The organism is Jatrophihabitans sp., from assembly GCA_036389035.1.
In the GTDB taxonomy this organism is placed as follows: Bacteria; Actinomycetota; Actinomycetes; order Mycobacteriales; family Jatrophihabitantaceae; genus Jatrophihabitans_A.
Map to the genome: position 1 here is coordinate 32,969 of DASVQQ010000039.1, position 14,932 is coordinate 47,900.

At 72.6% G+C, this 14,932-nt stretch carries 14 protein-coding genes; 9 read left to right on the top strand and 5 right to left on the bottom strand.

What is annotated here, in order from left to right:
- The first annotated feature begins 22 nt into the window (after positions 1 to 22).
- A complete protein-coding gene (locus VF557_18865) occupies positions 23 to 664 on the top strand; it encodes a hypothetical protein (protein ID HEX8082277.1) in 642 nt (213 codons plus the stop codon).
- Between the two features lie 68 nt (positions 665 to 732).
- On the opposite strand, the gene VF557_18870 is transcribed toward VF557_18865, so the two are convergent.
- Positions 733 to 1,209 (bottom strand): hypothetical protein, encoded by a 477-nt coding sequence (locus VF557_18870; protein ID HEX8082278.1) that lies wholly within the window; start codon positions 1,207 to 1,209, stop codon positions 733 to 735.
- Between the two features lie 181 nt (positions 1,210 to 1,390).
- Between VF557_18870 and VF557_18875 the strand changes: the two genes are divergently transcribed.
- Both VF557_18875 and VF557_18880 read left to right on the top strand, forming a co-directional pair.
- Entirely contained in the window at positions 1,391 to 2,113 is a 723-nt protein-coding gene (locus tag VF557_18875; protein ID HEX8082279.1) for a PIG-L deacetylase family protein, read from the top strand.
- Entirely contained in the window at positions 2,110 to 2,805 is a 696-nt protein-coding gene (locus VF557_18880) for a class I SAM-dependent methyltransferase family protein (protein ID HEX8082280.1), read from the top strand. The genes VF557_18875 and VF557_18880 overlap by 4 nt, the downstream gene beginning before the upstream one ends.
- A 133-nt stretch (positions 2,806 to 2,938) precedes the next feature.
- Here VF557_18880 and VF557_18885 read toward each other — a convergent pair whose 3' ends face one another.
- The 3 genes from VF557_18885 to VF557_18895 all read right to left on the bottom strand — a co-directional run bounded on the left by VF557_18885 (position 2,939) and on the right by VF557_18895 (position 5,704).
- Entirely contained in the window at positions 2,939 to 4,435 is a 1,497-nt protein-coding gene (locus VF557_18885) for a glycoside hydrolase family 57 protein (GenBank protein HEX8082281.1), read from the bottom strand.
- The gene (locus VF557_18890; protein ID HEX8082282.1) at positions 4,432 to 5,259 is read right to left on the bottom strand and encodes a class I SAM-dependent methyltransferase; all 828 of its coding nucleotides are present in this window, start codon (positions 5,257 to 5,259) and stop codon (positions 4,432 to 4,434) included. Before VF557_18890 ends, VF557_18885 begins: the two co-directional genes overlap by 4 nt.
- A 262-nt stretch (positions 5,260 to 5,521) precedes the next feature.
- Entirely contained in the window at positions 5,522 to 5,704 is a 183-nt protein-coding gene (locus VF557_18895; GenBank protein HEX8082283.1) for a hypothetical protein, read from the bottom strand.
- A gap of 254 nt (positions 5,705 to 5,958) precedes the next feature.
- Here VF557_18895 and VF557_18900 point away from each other — a divergent pair, with 254 nt between their 5' ends.
- The 6 genes from VF557_18900 (at position 5,959) to VF557_18925 (ending at position 12,692) form a co-directional block, all read left to right on the top strand.
- Complete coding sequence (locus tag VF557_18900) at positions 5,959 to 6,738, top strand: electron transfer flavoprotein subunit beta/FixA family protein (GenBank protein HEX8082284.1); 780 nt, start codon at positions 5,959 to 5,961, stop codon at positions 6,736 to 6,738.
- Positions 6,739 to 6,804: 66 nt separating this feature from the next.
- Complete coding sequence (locus tag VF557_18905; GenBank protein ID HEX8082285.1) at positions 6,805 to 7,764, top strand: electron transfer flavoprotein subunit alpha/FixB family protein; 960 nt, start codon at positions 6,805 to 6,807, stop codon at positions 7,762 to 7,764.
- Between the two features lie 28 nt (positions 7,765 to 7,792).
- Complete coding sequence (locus tag VF557_18910; GenBank protein ID HEX8082286.1) at positions 7,793 to 9,292, top strand: MFS transporter; 1,500 nt, start codon at positions 7,793 to 7,795, stop codon at positions 9,290 to 9,292.
- Positions 9,293 to 9,294: 2 nt separating this feature from the next.
- Complete coding sequence (locus tag VF557_18915) at positions 9,295 to 10,506, top strand: cysteine desulfurase family protein (protein ID HEX8082287.1); 1,212 nt, start codon at positions 9,295 to 9,297, stop codon at positions 10,504 to 10,506.
- A 24-nt stretch (positions 10,507 to 10,530) separates the two neighbouring features.
- Positions 10,531 to 11,700 (top strand): tRNA 2-thiouridine(34) synthase MnmA, encoded by a 1,170-nt coding sequence (mnmA, locus tag VF557_18920; protein ID HEX8082288.1) that lies wholly within the window; start codon positions 10,531 to 10,533, stop codon positions 11,698 to 11,700.
- Positions 11,697 to 12,692 carry a methionine synthase gene (locus VF557_18925; protein HEX8082289.1) on the top strand — a complete coding sequence of 332 codons (996 nt, stop codon included), beginning with the start codon at positions 11,697 to 11,699 and terminating at the stop codon, positions 12,690 to 12,692. Before mnmA ends, VF557_18925 begins: the two co-directional genes overlap by 4 nt.
- A 40-nt stretch (positions 12,693 to 12,732) precedes the next feature.
- Here the strand turns inward: VF557_18925 and VF557_18930 are convergent, their stop codons facing one another.
- Entirely contained in the window at positions 12,733 to 14,922 is a 2,190-nt protein-coding gene (locus tag VF557_18930) for a glycogen debranching N-terminal domain-containing protein (protein HEX8082290.1), read from the bottom strand.
- Positions 14,923 to 14,932: the final 10 nt, after the last annotated feature.

Sequence of the window (14,932 nt, forward strand, 5' to 3'; positions counted from 1 at the left end):
CGAGAGATGGTGCCTTACTCCGATGACGCAGCCGACGCCGCCGCAGGGCGCGCAGCCGATGCCCGCCGCCGAGTCCGGCAGCCCGCAGCGGGGTGTGCGAGGCGGCTCGACGCTGGCCGCCGGGGTGGCCCTGCTGCTGCTGGCGCTGGTGCTGTTCGGCGGCTCCCGGGTGGTCGCGGCCGGCCAGCAACACGCCTATGACCCGGCAGCCACCCCGCCGCAGTCCTATCGCCTCACCGCCGGCCAGACCTACCAGCTGTCATCGGCGCGGCCGGTGGCCGAGCTGAAGCAGGCCGGCGTGCTGCCCAACCTGGCGTGCTTCATCACCTCCGGGTCCGGAACGCCGACCCCGCTGGCGCTGGCCTCGACGACGGACGACGACCGCAACCTGCATATCTTCGCCACCATGGTGGCTCCCAGCACCGGCCAGTTCCGGCTGAGCTGCACCGGAATCGCCGAGGTCTTCGTCGATGACGCCGACGACGCCGAGCCGGACCTCAGCGCCCTGCTGGTGCTGCTGTCGATCGCAGTCGGGCTGCTGGGTGTGATCGCGGCGTGCTCGGGCGGCTATGCGCTGGGGCGGCGAAGCGATCAGCCGGCCGGGCGTCGCGATCAGCCGGCCGGGCGTCGCGGCCAGCCGGCCGGGCGTCGCGACACCGAGTGAGGTACGCCGCGCGCTGACCTGCCCGTCGAGCTAGCGCCGAGCCCGGTCCGCGAGGGCGACCGGCCTGGTCAGGGCAGCTCGATCGTCTCGGCGCGTTCCAGCTCGGCGAAGGCCGCGTCCAGGTAGCCGGTCAGCGGGCTGCCGGCCGCGCCCAGCAGGTCAGCGGTCAGCAATGCCGCACCGTGGCTCAACGCCGCCGATCCGACAGCGGCAGATGCCTCGTCCGGATCGGCCAGGCCGAGCGCGCCGGTCAGCACCAGCACCAGGACGCTCGGATCAGCCTGCGGGTACCAGGCCGCGGCTGACAGCAAGCAGCGTCGCAGGACGTCCTGGGCGTCAGCGCTGGACAGGCCGTCCGGATGCAGCTGCTCCAGCAGGCAGCGCAGCACCCAGGCCTGCACCAGGGCCAGCCGTTGCTGGTCCTGGATGTCCAGCCGACCGGCCGCCAGGGCGAACCGGTCGGCGTCGCGGCTGAGCGCGGCCTCCACGGCCTCGCTGACCGCGCGGCGAAGCCCGGTGACCGTGGAGGTGGCTGGCCGGCGCATGTCGTGCGGCTCCTCGGGATGGTTGCGGTGGCAGGGCGAGCGGATCGAGGGTAACGCCGCGAGGAACCGGGCACGCCAAGTACCGGGCACGCCAAGTACCGGGCACGCTCAGTACCGGGCCCGCCGACTACCGGGCACGCCGCGGCACGAAAGCGTGATCACCGGATCCTAGGATCGGCGCATGCTGAGTCCTGCCGAGATCAGCCGGGTGCTGTGCGTGGCAGCGCACCCGGACGACATCGACTACGGGGCGGCCGGCACGGTCGCGGGCCTGGCCGGTCGCGGCGTCGCAGTCAGCTATTGCGTGATCACCGACGGCCAGGCGGGCGAGGCGGCCGGCGCCCCGCGCGAGAAGGTGGCGGCGCTGCGCCAGCGGGAGCAGCGGCTGGCCGCGCACCTGGTCGGGGTCAGCGACCTCACCTTTCTGAGCTATCCGGACGGCGCCCTGACGCCGGGCCTCGAGTTGCGCCGCGAGCTGGCCGGACAGATCCGCCGGCTCCGTCCCCACGTGGTGATCAGTCACTCGCCGCGCCGCGACCTGGACCGGCTGATCATGTCCCACCCCGACCACCTCGCTGCCGGCGAGGCCACCCTGTGCGCGGTCTATCCCGACGCCCGCAACGGACACGCCCACCCCGAACTGGCCGAGCGCGGCCTGCGGCCGTGGACGGTGTCCGAGGTCTGGCTGGTGGGCGACCCCGATCCGAACCTGTTCATCGACGTCACCGACGACTATCCGGCGAAGCTGGCCGCGATCAGGGCACACGCCTCACAGCACGATCCGGCGCGTCCGGCCGAGCTGCTCGATCAGATGATGCGGGGGATGCTCGGCGCCCAGGCCCGCGCTGCCGGGTACGCGGCGGGCCGGCTGGCCGAAGCGTTCCGGCGGGTGGCCAGCGGATGACGCTCGAGCACGGCCAGGCCGGGCCGCGAACCGACTGGAACGCCTGGCACGACGACTACGCCGACCCGGGTTCGGCGCTGTCGGCCCGGCTGGTCGTGGTCCGGTCCGAGATCCGTCGCGCGCTTGCCGACCACGCTGCCAGCCAGACCGACCACGCTGCCAGCCAGAGCCAACCGGTGACGGTGCTCAGCGCCTGCGCGGGCGATGGCCGCGACATCCTCGGCGTGCTGGCCGAGCAGGACGAGCGGCTGCCAGGTCGGGTCGAGGTCACCCTGCTGGAGACCGATCGCCGGAACCTAGACCGGGCCGAGCGGTTCTGCCGCGACACCGGCCTGACCGGGGTGCGGTTGCTGGACCGCGACGCGGGCCTGTCCAACTCCTACCTCGACGCCGCGCCGGCTGACCTGGTGCTGTTCTGCGGGGTGTTCGGCAACCTCACCGACGCCGATGTGCGCCGGTCGATCGAGTCCCTGCCAGCCCTGTGCCGGCCCGGCGCGACGCTGATCTGGACCCGGTCCCGCCGCGCGCCGGACCTGACTCCGTCCATCCGGGAATGGCTGACCGCCGCCGGTTTTGCCGAGCTGTCCTTCACCGCGCCACCGGGCGTGCAGGGCTCGGTCGGGGCGAACCGCTTCGACGGAGAACCCGCGGCGGTACCACCGAATCAGCGGCTGTTCAGCTTCGTCCGCTGAGGCGTTGACGCCGGGGCAGAGCGGACATACGTTTCGGGTCCGCCAGCCGGTCGGCTGACTCGCTCTGCTAACCGGCTGACTCGCTCTGCCAGCCCAGTTGGCAGGCCCCGCCCCTAGCCGATTGCTGACCGCTCTAGCAGGTGCGGGCGTCCAGCCGGCCGAACGGGCCGTCCACGGCGCGCAGTTCGGCAGCCAGCCGCTCGGCGCCGACGCCCGATTCGATCGCGTCCGCCAGCGCGGTGAACTTCTCGGCGTGCCGGCGGGCGCGCTCGCGGGCGTAGTCGGCGGCCGAGTTCCGGCTGACCATGAAGGCCCAGTCGCTGGAACTGAGCAGGAACGCCTCGCGCACCAGCTGATCAGCCGCCGGGTCGCGCCCGCTTCCCTCCGGCCGGTTGTCCAGCAGCGAGAACAACCGTTTCTGCATATGGGCAATCTCGTCGTTGAGCTCGGCCACCACATCGTTGTCCCAGACCCGCCAGTCCTTGCCGGCGCCCCACGACGAGCTCGGCAGGTCGATCCGGTCGGCGACCAGGCCGGCTGAGCATGCCCCGCGCAACGTGCTCAAGCGGACCCCGGCCTGCGGTAGCAACCGCAGCACCGCGTCCAGGAATTCGGGTCCCTCATACCACCAGTGCCCGAACAGCTCGGTGTCGAAGGCGGCCACCACCAGCGCCTCGCGGCCGTGCCGGTCACGCAGTTCGGTGAGCCGGCGCACCACCGCCGCGACGAAGTCCTGGGCGTCGCGCAACACCGCCGCCGAGGCCAGCCGCCGATCCCAGGGCTGCTTGGCCTCGGTCGGCACCGACCCGCCGGTGACCCTGGCCGGCCGGAAACCCGAGGCGTGGTCGAAGGTGTGGAAGTCCCGGTAGCTGCCGCCGCCGGGGTAGCCGGTCCGCGATGACCAGATCCGGTAGGAGATGTCGAGGTCACGGGCGAAGGCCAGCACGCCCGAATCGCCCACCGGGCGCGCGAAGCCGGTGTCGCCGTGCATCGCCGGGCCGTCCACCAGAAAGTGCGACACCCCGTGCGCGGCGTAGAAATCCTCCATGCCGGGGGCGTAACCGCACTCCGGCGCCCAGATGCCGGCCGGCCGGCTGCCGAACCGAAGCTGGGCGTCGGCCAGCCCGGTGCTCAGCTGCGCCGCTGCGAATCGCTCGGTCAGCAAAGGCTGGAACGGATGGGTGGCAGGCCCCGACAGCAGCTCGACGACGCCGGAGTCGACCAGTGGCCGCAGCACCGTCGAGAGCCCGCCGGTCAGCCACCGGCGCTGTAGGTCCTCCAGGCAGGCCACCGCCTCACGGCGCTCATGGTCTGCGAGCGCGGCGAGGTCCGGCGAGCCCGGCCGCGCGCTCAGCTCCTCGGCGCGCAGCTGCCAGCGCCCGGCCCACGAATGGATCTCGGACAGGCAGTACGGATCATCGAGCATGGCGGCCACCACCGGCGTCACCCCGAGCGTGGCCACCTCGCGATAGCCATGTTCGGCCAGGGTTTCCAGCACCCGCAGCACTCGCCGCCAGGAGCCGGTGAACGCCTGGTGCAGCCACTCCTCACCGACCGGCCAGGTGCCGTTGTGCGCCACCCACGGCAGATGGGTATGCAGCACCAGGCTGAACCTGCCGAGCTGTTTCATGCCCGCCTGGCCAGCAATATCAGGTCCAGGCACTCGTCCAGCGCCGTCAGGTCGTCCTGACCGCCCGGGCCGACCTGGAAGTCCGGGCCGACCTGGAAGTCCTGCCAGCCGATCGAGGCGACGTCGGCGGCCAGCCCGGCCGGCCACTGCTCGGGTGGCTCGGCCAGCTGCGCCGCGACGAAACCCCCGTTCGCGCTGTGACGGCTGTCCAGAGCGGCCAGCCGCGGGCCGGCGAACAGCCCGCGGACGGCGAGCACCGACCGGCCGCTGCCGGCTACCAGCCGGCACAGCTCGGCGGCGGTGAACTCGTGGGTGTGAAAGGGGTTCAGCGGCTTGTCGGTGGGGCCGGCGCCGGGGGAGAAGGTCAGCCGGTTGGGCGTGCTGAGCATCAGCAGACCACCCGGCCGCAGCACCCGGGCGCACTCGGCCACGAACTGCGGGTGGTCCCAGACGTGCTCGATCACCTGCAGCGACACCACGGTGTCGAAGGAGGCATCGGCCACCGGTAGCGCGGCCAGGTTGGCACGGATCGCGGCCAGACCGGGGTAGCGCTGCACCAGGTGGGCCACGGCGAGCCCGTCGTAGTCCAGGGCCAGCACCGCGGGCGCCCGTTCGGCCAGCAACGCCGAGCCGTAGCCCTCGCCGGCCCCGACCTCGAGCAGCCGCGGCCCCTGGACCTCCTCGCGCAGGTGCAGGTAAGCGGCCTGGTGGCGGCGGAACCAATAGTTCTCACTCGCGATCCCGGGCACGGTCCGCTCACCGGTCAGCGGCAGGCTGCCTGTCGGGATGGAGCTTGTCGCCTCGATCGCCGCGGTCCTTTGCATCGTGATGGCCGTTCCTAGAAGTCAGAACTACGCCGGATGACCGTAGCGAGGAAGCGCCGCCACCCCATACCTGCGCATTGCTCAGTCATCAGTCACCAGCCGGCGATCAGATCGGAGGCGACGCATCGTGCCCGCCCGACAGTTCCACCGCCCGACAGCCGCGCTGCCGACAGCCGCGCTACCCGACAGCCGGCCGCGACGGCGGCTGCCAGGACCGTCCACTCAGCCGGCCTCAGTCGACCTCAGCCGGCTCAAACCGGCCTCAGACAGGCTCGGGCTCGCCGAACGGCACATTGCCCGGGTCATCCGGCCCCGGCATCGGCTCGGCCGGGGCCGGGGGCAGGGTCTCCGGAGTGTCCGGTGAGAGCTCTCCCGGGTCGTCCGGAACCGGCTCGTCCGGGTCGATCGGCGGGTAGTTGTCGGGGTCCGGTCCTGGCATAACCATGTCTCTTTCCTACACCAGCCCCCGTTCCGGCGCACGGCTCGTCAGCGCCCGGGAGCCGTGTAGGACAATGGTGGGCGCCGCCTTCGGCGCCTGAGCCGCAGGTGACCGGAAACACGCCCATCGCCGCGACGCCTCACCTGCTACTGACCGGTAACATCGAGGACATCGCAGCACGGTGTCGCGGCAGAAGCATCCGCGGCAGAAGCACCAGCGCTGACCTCGAACTCGAGAAGAGAAGGTAGGACGATCACCGGATGAACATCGTTGTTCTGATGAAGCAGGTGCCCGACACCTACGCCGAGCGCAAGCTCAGCCCCACCGACAACACCCTGGACCGCGAGGCCTCCGACGCCGTCATCAACGAGATCGACGAGTACGCGATCGAGGAGGGCCTGCGGCTCAAGGAGGCCCACGGTGGCGAGGTCACCATCCTGACCATGGGCCCGGAGCGGGCCACCGAGTCGCTCCGCAAGGCGCTGTCGATGGGTGCGGACAAGGGCGTGCACGTGGTCGATCCCGCCCTGCACGGCTCCTGCGTCATCACCACCGCCAAGGTGCTGGCCAAGGCGCTGGGCACCCTGGAGTACGACCTGGTGATCGGCGGGTTCGAGGCCACCGACTCCCGGCTGTCGGTGCTGCCCGCGCTGGTCGCCGAGGCCACCGGGTTGCCGCAGCTGTCCGGCGCCCGCAAGGTCACCGTGGACGGCTCCAGCGTCACCGTCGAGCGGGTCACCGACGTCGGCTATGACGTGGTGCAGGCCAGCACCCCGGCCGTCCTCAGCGTGGTGGAGAAGATCAACGACCCGCGCTACCCGTCCTTCAAGGGCATCATGGCCGCCAAGTCCAAGCCGGTCACCACCCTGACCCTGTCCGAGCTGGGGTTGGCCGAGAACGAGGTCGGCCTGGCCGCCGCGACCACCACGGTGGAGTCCTTCGAGCTCGCCCCGCCGCGCGCCGCCGGCGTCATCGTCAAGGACGACGGCAACGGTGGCGCCGCGATCGCGGAGTACCTGGCAAGCAAGAAGCTCATCTGAGCCTGCTGACCCAGACGACCGACCTACCGAGACTGACTCACCGAGACGACTGAGGACTCGATACCCATGGCTGAAGTACTCGTACTGATCGATTCGGCGGACGGCAAGCTCAAGAAGTCCGCGCTCGAACTGCTCACCGCCGCCCGCTCGCTCGGTGAGCCGTCCGCCGTCGTGATCGACGCGCCGGGCACCGCGGCGGCGTTGCGCGATCAGCTCGCCGAATACGGCGCGGCCAAGGTCTATGCCGCCGAGAGCGATGAGGTCGCCGGCTACCTGGTGGCGCCCAAGGCCGAGGTCCTGGCCGACATCGCCAAGCAGGCCTCGCCGGCCGCCATCCTGGTCGCCTCCACCGCCGAGAACAAAGAAGTCGCCGCCCGGGCCGCCTTCAAGCTCGACTCCGGATTCCTGGCCGACGCGGTCGAGGTGAACGCCGACGGCACGGCCAAGCAGTCCATCTTCGGCGGCGCCGTCACGGTCAGCTCGCGGGTCGCCCGCGGCATCCCGGTGATCAGCCTGCGCGCGAACTCGGTGCCGCCGCAGGCCTCCTCCGGCGCCGCGGAGCTGGTGAACATCGAGGTCGCGCTGTCCGAGGGGGCCAAGGCCGCCAAGGTGGTCGACCGGGTCGAGGAGGCCAAGGGCTCCCGGCCCTCGCTGCAGGACGCCTCCGTCATCGTCTCGGGCGGGCGTGGCGTCGGCTCGGGCGACAACTTCTCGGTGGTCGAAGGCGTCGCGGACTCGCTCGGCGCCGCGGTGGGCGCCTCGCGGGCAGCCACCGACGCCGGCTGGGTGCCGCACCAGATGCAGGTCGGCCAGACCGGCGTCACGGTCTCGCCGCAGCTCTACGTGGCGCTCGGCATCTCAGGGGCCATCCAGCACCGCGCCGGCATGCAGACCTCGAAGACCATCGTCGCGGTCAACAAGGACGCCGAGGCCCCGATCTTCGAGCTTGCCGATTTCGGGGTGGTGGGCGACCTGTTCACGGTCGCCCCGCAGCTGGCCGAAGAGGTGAGCAAGCGCAAGGGATAGTGGCCGCCGGGCCGTTACACTGGGCCCAGTGAGTGTGGCATCGAAGTCCGTCGAGCAACCCGGCTCCGGAAACGAGTCGATTTTCTCGCCCCGCTACCGGATCACCACGCTCGGCATCCTGATCCTGATGACGATCATCGCCTTCGAGGCGCTGGCCGTCGCGACCGCGCTGCCGACCGCCGCCCGCAGCCTGAACGGGTTGGCCTCCTACGGCTGGGCCTTCACCGGCTTTCTGGTGGCCAGCGTGGTCGGCATGGTGGTGTCCGGGATGTACTCCGACATCCACGGCGCCCGCCGGCCGTTGCTGGTCGGCCTGGTGCTGTTCATCATCGGCCTGGTGATCGGCGGGGTGGCCGAGTCGATGTGGGTGCTGGTGGTCGCCCGGTTCGTGCAGGGCCTGTCGACGGGGCTGCTGATCACCGCCATGTACGTGGTGATGGGCGAGGTCTATGAGGACCAGGTCCGGCCCCGGATCTTCGCCGCGCTGGCCAGTGCCTGGGTCATCCCCGGACTGGTCGGCCCGGTGGTGGCCGGCTGGATCACCGAGCAGCTGTCCTGGCGGTGGGTGTTCAGCGGGCTGGCGCCGTTCGTGGCGCTCGGCGGCGTGCTGATGCTGCCGTCCCTGCGCCAGCTGCGCCGCTCCACCGGCCATGCCGGCCGGATGGACCGGCGCCGGATCGGCTACGCGCTGCTGACCGCCTTCGGCGTCGCCGGGGTGGCCAACCTCGGCGAGAACCTGAACTTGCTCGGCGCGGGCATCGCGGCCGTGGGACTGGTCGCGATGGTGGTCGGCCTGCGCCGGCTGCTGCCCGCCGGAACCCCCCGCTTCGCCCCCGGGGTGCCGGCCGCGGTCGCCTTCCGCGGGGTGCTGGCCGGGATGTTCGTCGGGATGGAGGTCATCCTCCCGTTGACCCTGTCGGTGCAACTGCACTACTCGCCGACCATGGCCGGCATGCCGTTGATGCTCTCGGCCCTCAGCTGGGCGACCGCGTCGGCGATCCAGGGCCGTCTCAAGCAGCCCAACCGGTCGGCGCTGGTCGCGCTCGGGCTGGTGCTGATGGCCATCGGCGGCGTGGGGATGGCGCTAGTGGCGATGCGGATAGTGCCCGGCGCCGTCGCCTTCGCGGTCTGGCCGTTCGCCGGCTTCGGCGCCGGTTTCGCGATCACCAGCGTCAGCGTGGTGATGCTGGAATGCACCACCGACGCCAAGCGGGGCTCGGACTCGGCGGCGCTGCAGCTGTCGGACTCCTCGGTCAGCGCCCTCTCCGCCGCCTTCGCCGGCGCCCTGATCGCCCTGGCGGTGCACGACCGGATCTCCTACGGCACCGGCTTCGCGGTGGTGTACCTGAGCATGGCCGCCCTGGGAATGCTGGTGATCAGCCGGTCCTCCCGGCTGCGGGCCCCGACCGGCGGCCCGTTCGCGGCCGGCGGCGAGCTGGCCATCGGTGGCTGCCAACCGGCGGGCGGCGGCGGCCAACCGGTCACGGCATCGGTCGAGCAGAGCCGTCCCGGCTCAGTAAGCTCCTAGCGATGCCTTATCTCGACCATGCCGCCACCACTCCGATGCTGCCGGAGGTCATCGACGCGATCTCCGCGGCGATGCTGGCCTCCAGCACCGGAGCCGTCGGCAACCCCTCGTCGGTGCACACCTCCGGCAGGCAGGCCCGCCGGATCATCGAGGAGTCCAGGGAGCGGCTGGCCGGCGCCCTGGGCGCCCGGCCGTCGGAGGTGATCCTCACCAGCGGAGGCACCGAGGCGGACAACCTGGCGGTCAAGGGCATCTACCTGGCCCGCCGCTCGGCTGACCCCGGTCGCCGCAAGCTGCTGGTCAGCGCGGTCGAGCATCACGCGGTGCTCGACTCCGCGGACTGGCTGGTCACCCACGAGGACGCCGAGCTGGTGCTGCTGCCGGTGGACTCCGACGGCGTGGTGCGGCCCGAGACGCTGGCCGCGGCGATCGCCGAGGACCCGGCCGCGGTGGCCCTGGTCAGCGTCATGTGGGCCAACAACGAGGTCGGCAGCATCCAGCCGCTCAACGAGCTGGTCGAGATCGCGCACAGCCACGGCGTGGCGTTCCACACCGACGCGGTGCAGGCCGTCGGCACCCTCAGCGTGTCGTTCGCGGCCTCGGGCGCCGACGCCATGACGGTCACCGCGCACAAGATCGGCGGGCCCTACGGCGCCGGGGCGCTGTTGCTGGGCCGCGGGGTGGACTGCGTTCCGGTGCTGCACGGCGGCGGTCAGGAACGCGACGTCCGCTCGGGCACCCTGGACACCCCCGGCGCGGTCGGGTTCGCGCTGGCGGCCGAGCTGGCGGTCAGCAGGCGCGCCGAGCTGGCCGCGCGGCTGACCAGCCTGCGCGAGCTGCTGATCGAGGGCGTGCTGCAGACGGTCCCGGACGCCGTGCTCAACGGCCATCCGACGCACCGGTTACCGGGCAACGCCCACCTGTCCTTTCCCGGCTGCGAGGGCGACGCGCTGCTGATGCTGCTGGACGCCCGGGGCATCGAGTGCTCGACCGGCTCGGCCTGCTCGGCCGGCGTCGCCCAGCCCTCGCACGTGCTGCTGGCGATGGGCGCCGACCAGCAGCGGGCCCGCGGCGCGCTGCGGCTGTCGCTGGGCCACACCTCCACCGAGTCCGACGTCCGGACCGTGGTCGAGGCGATCGGGCCGGTGGTCGAGCGAGCCCGCCGAGCGGGAGCGGCGGCCAACCTCGCCACCCTGGCCGGACGCGGCGCGTGAGGGTCCTGGCATGAAGGTCCTGGCATGAAAGTCCTGGCAGCGATGAGCGGCGGCGTCGACTCGGCGGTCGCCGCGGCCCGGGCGGTCGCGGCCGGCTGGGACGTGACCGGGGTCCACCTGGCGCTGTCACGCCAGCCCGCGACGCTGCGCACCGGAGCCCGGGGCTGCTGCTCGCTGGAGGACTCCCACGACGCCCGGCGCACCGCCGACATCCTCGGCATCCCGTTCTATGTGTGGGACTTCGCGGAGCGTTTCCAGGCCGACGTGATCGACAACTTCGTCTCCGAGTACGAGGCCGGCCGGACGCCCAACCCCTGCCTGCGGTGCAACGAGCAGATCAAGTTCTCGGCGCTGCTGGACCGGGCGCTGGCCCTCGGTTTCGACGCGGTGGTCACCGGCCACCACGCCCGGCTGGTGGACGGCCGGCTGTACCGGTCGGTGGACGCGGCCAAGGACCAGTCTTACGTGCTGGCGGTGCTGACGCCGGGGCAACTGGCGCACGCGGTCTTCCCGCTCGGGGACTCGACCAAGGACCAGGTCCGTGCCGAAGCGGCCGAGTTGGGGCTGGCGGTTGCCACCAAGCCCGACTCGCACGACATCTGCTTCATCGCCGACGGCGACACCCAGGGCTTTCTGGCCCGCCGGCTGGGGGAGCGGCCCGGCGACATCGTCGACACCGACGGCGCGGTGCTCGGCGCGCACACCGGAACCTTTGGCTTCACCGTCGGCCAGCGCAAGGGCCTGAACCTCAGCACTCCCAGCCCGACCGGCGAACCGCGCTACGTGCTCTCGATCCAGCCCAAGTCCAACACCGTGGTGGTGGGCAGCGCCGCGGACCTGGAGGTGGCCGAGGTCCGCTGCGACCGGCCGGTCTGGATCGCCGATCCGCCGGCGGCGGCCTTCGACTGCGAGGTCCAGTTGCGGGCGCACGGCATGGTGTCCACGGCGCGCGTCCATCCCGGCGCTGACGGGCTGCGCGCCGAGCTGCGGCAGTCCCAGCGCGGGGTCGCGGCCGGCCAGGCGCTGGTGATGTATGACGGCGACCAGGTGCTCGGCTCGGCCACCATCATGGGCGCCGGACCGGCCAGCGCCCCGTCACCGGATGCCCTGTCACAGGCCAGCGACCAGTCATCGGTTGCTCAGCCGGCCAGCGATCGGTCACCGGCCCGGCGTCCCGCTGTCAGCGCCGGATGAGCCATCCCTGGCCGGCCGGCGCGGTGACCGGCATCGGCTCGCTGCCCGGCGCCGATCCGGTCGAGGCCGTCCGGCTGGTGCTGGGCGAGGTCGGCGACCTGCCCTACCTGCCCGAGCTGCCCGGTCGCGGCTTCGGCGCCGACGTGATCGCCCGGACCGGCGCGCTGCTGATCGACTTTCCGGTGGAGTGGCAACCGCACGGCTGGACCGTCACCAGCTCCGCCGGACGCGACCTGGCGCGAGCCCGCGATCACCTCAACCGCGATCTGGACGCCCTCACCGAACAGGCGCAGGGCGTGGCGCTGATGAAGGTCTCGGTGTGCGGGCCGATGACGCTCGGCGCCGCCCTGGAACTGCCCAACCTGCACAAGGTGCTGACCGATCCGGGAGCGTTCCGCGACCTGGCCGGGTCGCTGGCCGAAGGCGTCCGGTCGCTGCTGTCGGACCTGGGCTCCGGGCTGCCCGGCACCGCCTTCGTGCTGCAGGTGGACGAGCCCAGCCTGCCCCAGGTGCTCAGCGGCCAGGTGCCCACCCCGTCCGGGTACGGCACCGTCCGGTCGCTGCCCCGGTCGGTGGCCGGCCCCGCCCTGACCAATCTGCTCGAGGTGGCCGCTCCCGGTCACCGGGTGGTGCACTGCTGCGCCGAGCGGGTGCCCTATGACCTGCTGGCCAGCTCCGGGGCCTCGGCGGTCTCGGTCGACGCCGGCCTGATCATCGATGCCCACCTCGACGCCATCGGCGAGCTGGTCGAGGCCGGCGTCTCGATGTGGCTGGGGGTGTTTCCGGGCACCGACGCCCCGATCTCGGCCGAAGCCGCCCGCAGCCGGATCCAGGGGCTGTGGAGCAAGCTGGGCTTCGACCCGAACCTGCTCGCCGCGGCGGTCGTCCCCACGCCGTCCTGCGGCCTGGCCGGGGCGTCGCTGCCCTACGTCCGTCAGGTGATGACGGCGCTGACCGAGGTCGGCAAGTCACTGCGGGACGGGTTGGACTAGAGCGTCGCGCCGCCGCTGGGGCGGTCGGGATCGCTGCCGGTCAGCCGAGTGAGCTGGTGACCGGGCCGTCGGCCGCCAACCGCACCGCCAGCGGCCGACCGGCGAAGCGCAGCCCGGTCACCGCCAGCTCGCCCAGCGGCAACTCACCCGCCGGCAGCTCACCCTCCGGCGGCTCACCCTCCGGCGGCTCGCCCACCGGCGGCTCGCCCACCGGCAGCTCGCCCACCGGCAGCACCTCGGGCTCCGATCGCAGCGGCTGGAACCCCAGCGAGCCGGCGGGCGCGTCCGGTCTCGGTCCCAGCAGCGCTGTCAGGATCGCGATCGAGGACGCGGCTGCCCAGGCCTGGGGCCGGCAGGAGGCCGGGTAGGGAACCGGGCGCTGACCGGCTTCGGCGCGCTGGCCGCCGTGCAGCTCCGGCATCCGGTAGTCGAAGGCGGGGGCGGCGGCCAGCAACCCGCGGATCAGGCCGGCAGCCGCCGCGCCGGCGCCCGGCGTCCCCTCGGCGGCTGCCGCTGCCAGGCCGGTGATGGCGATCGCGGTGTCATGGGTCCACACCGAGCCGGCGTGGTAACTCAGCGGGTTGTAGCCGGCTGACGAGCTGGCCAGCGTGCGCAGGCCGAAGCCCGAGGACAGCTCCGCCGAGCCGAGCCGCCGGACGACCAGCGCCGACTCGGGCCGCGACAGCAGCCCGGTACCCAGCAGGTGCCCCATGTTGGAGGCGACCGAGTCCACCGGCTGGCCGTGGCCGTCCAGGGCCAGCGCCGGGTAGCCGCCCTGGTCGTCGCTGAGCCAGAACCGCTGCCGAAAGCGCTCGGCCAGCTCAGCGGCCCAGCCGCGCCAGCATTGCGCGCCGGGCCGGCCGAACGCCTCCAGCAGCGTCGCCCCCGCGACCGCCGCCGCGTAGCCGTAGGCCTGCACCTCGCTGAGCGCGACCGGGGCCTCGGCCAGCCGGCCGTCACGGAACTGGATCGCCTCGGCCGAGTCCTTCCAGCCCTGGTTGGCCAGGCCGTGCCCCGAGCGGTCGACGTAGCTGAGAAAGCCGTTGGCGTCCAGGCCGAAGTCGGCCATCCAGGCCAGCGCCCGCTCCAGGTGCGGGAGCAGCCGCTCGACCTCCGGCTCGGCCAGGCCCCACCGCCAGCTGTCGTGCAGCAGCAGGATCCACAGCGGGGTGGCATCGACGGTGCCGTAGTAGGTGGCCGGCAACCGCAACCGCCGGTCCTGCTGGTGTCCCGGGCCGTGATCGGTCGCGGCGGCCCGGATCTCGTGCAGGATCTTGCCCGGCTCCTCGGCCGAGTCCGGGTCGACCCGGCTGCCCTGCCGGCGGGCCAGGGCGCGCAACGTGCCGGCTGCCAGCCCGGTGCCCAGCGGCAGCGACATCCTTGCCGAGATCAGGCTGTCCCGGCCGAACAGGGTCAGGTACCACGGGGCCCCGGCGGCGAGAAAGTGGTCCTGCGGGCCGGCCGGGTCGGCCAGCTCCAGCGCGGCCAGGTCGGCCACCGACCGCGCGATCAGGCTGCTCAGCCGGCTGTCGCCGGACACCACGCTCGGCTCCGCCAGCCGGGACCTGCCGCTGGGCGCGGTCACCACCGGCGGGACCGGGTCGGTGACCGCGTACCGGATCTCGATCAGCGCGGTGTCGCCGTGGCCCAGCTCCACGTCCCAGCTGAGGGTGGCCGGCGCCAGGCCGATCTCGGCGGGCGCGGGCGTCGCGGTGGCGCTGACCCGGACGCCTTCCCGACCGGTCCAGCTGAGGCCGTCGGCCAGCCGGGCGGCGGCCAGCGCCCTGCCGGGCAGGCCGGCCTTGACCGCGGCGATGCCGGCCAGGTCGCAGGCCAGTTCGAGGGTGAGCCGGGTGCGCACCGGCAGCCTGGCCGCCGAGGTGATGGCCACCGACTCGCCGGCGCCCGTCGGTGAGACGGTCCGGCGGCGCTCGATCCACACGGTCGGGTCAGCGCCCGGGTCGCCGAGCCCGCGCGCCACCGACACGCCGCGGGTGCCGCTGGAACCGGCCGGCTCACCCGAGATCGCCGCCAGCTCGGCGCCGGCCACCGTCAGCACCGACCGGGACAGGATCCGTCGATCGGCCAGGTAGATGCCCCGCACGCCGCTGTCGCGGAGTTGGCCGTCCGGATCGGCCAGTGCCAGTGCCGGCGCCGCCACGCAGGCAAGCAGTTCGTGCAGGTAGGGCTGCTGGCCCGGCAGGCCGGTCATTCCAGCTGGCTCGGTCATCACCGCCGCC

Coding starts and splice junctions, on each gene's coding strand:
- mnmA (HEX8082288.1), top strand. CDS start 10,531: ATGAAAGTCCTGGCAGCGATGAGCGGCGGCGTCGACTCGGCGGTCGCC.
- VF557_18875 (HEX8082279.1), top strand. CDS start 1,391: ATGCTGAGTCCTGCCGAGATCAGCCGGGTGCTGTGCGTGGCAGCGCAC.
- VF557_18885 (HEX8082281.1), bottom strand. CDS start 4,435: ATGAAACAGCTCGGCAGGTTCAGCCTGGTGCTGCATACCCATCTGCCG.
- VF557_18915 (HEX8082287.1), top strand. CDS start 9,295: ATGCCTTATCTCGACCATGCCGCCACCACTCCGATGCTGCCGGAGGTC.
- VF557_18870 (HEX8082278.1), bottom strand. CDS start 1,209: ATGCGCCGGCCAGCCACCTCCACGGTCACCGGGCTTCGCCGCGCGGTC.
- VF557_18925 (HEX8082289.1), top strand. CDS start 11,697: ATGAGCCATCCCTGGCCGGCCGGCGCGGTGACCGGCATCGGCTCGCTG.
- VF557_18905 (HEX8082285.1), top strand. CDS start 6,805: ATGGCTGAAGTACTCGTACTGATCGATTCGGCGGACGGCAAGCTCAAG.
- VF557_18865 (HEX8082277.1), top strand. CDS start 23: ATGACGCAGCCGACGCCGCCGCAGGGCGCGCAGCCGATGCCCGCCGCC.
- VF557_18880 (HEX8082280.1), top strand. CDS start 2,110: ATGACGCTCGAGCACGGCCAGGCCGGGCCGCGAACCGACTGGAACGCC.
- VF557_18930 (HEX8082290.1), bottom strand. CDS start 14,922: ATGACCGAGCCAGCTGGAATGACCGGCCTGCCGGGCCAGCAGCCCTAC.
- VF557_18900 (HEX8082284.1), top strand. CDS start 5,959: ATGAACATCGTTGTTCTGATGAAGCAGGTGCCCGACACCTACGCCGAG.
- VF557_18895 (HEX8082283.1), bottom strand. CDS start 5,704: ATGGTTATGCCAGGACCGGACCCCGACAACTACCCGCCGATCGACCCG.
- VF557_18890 (HEX8082282.1), bottom strand. CDS start 5,259: ATGCAAAGGACCGCGGCGATCGAGGCGACAAGCTCCATCCCGACAGGC.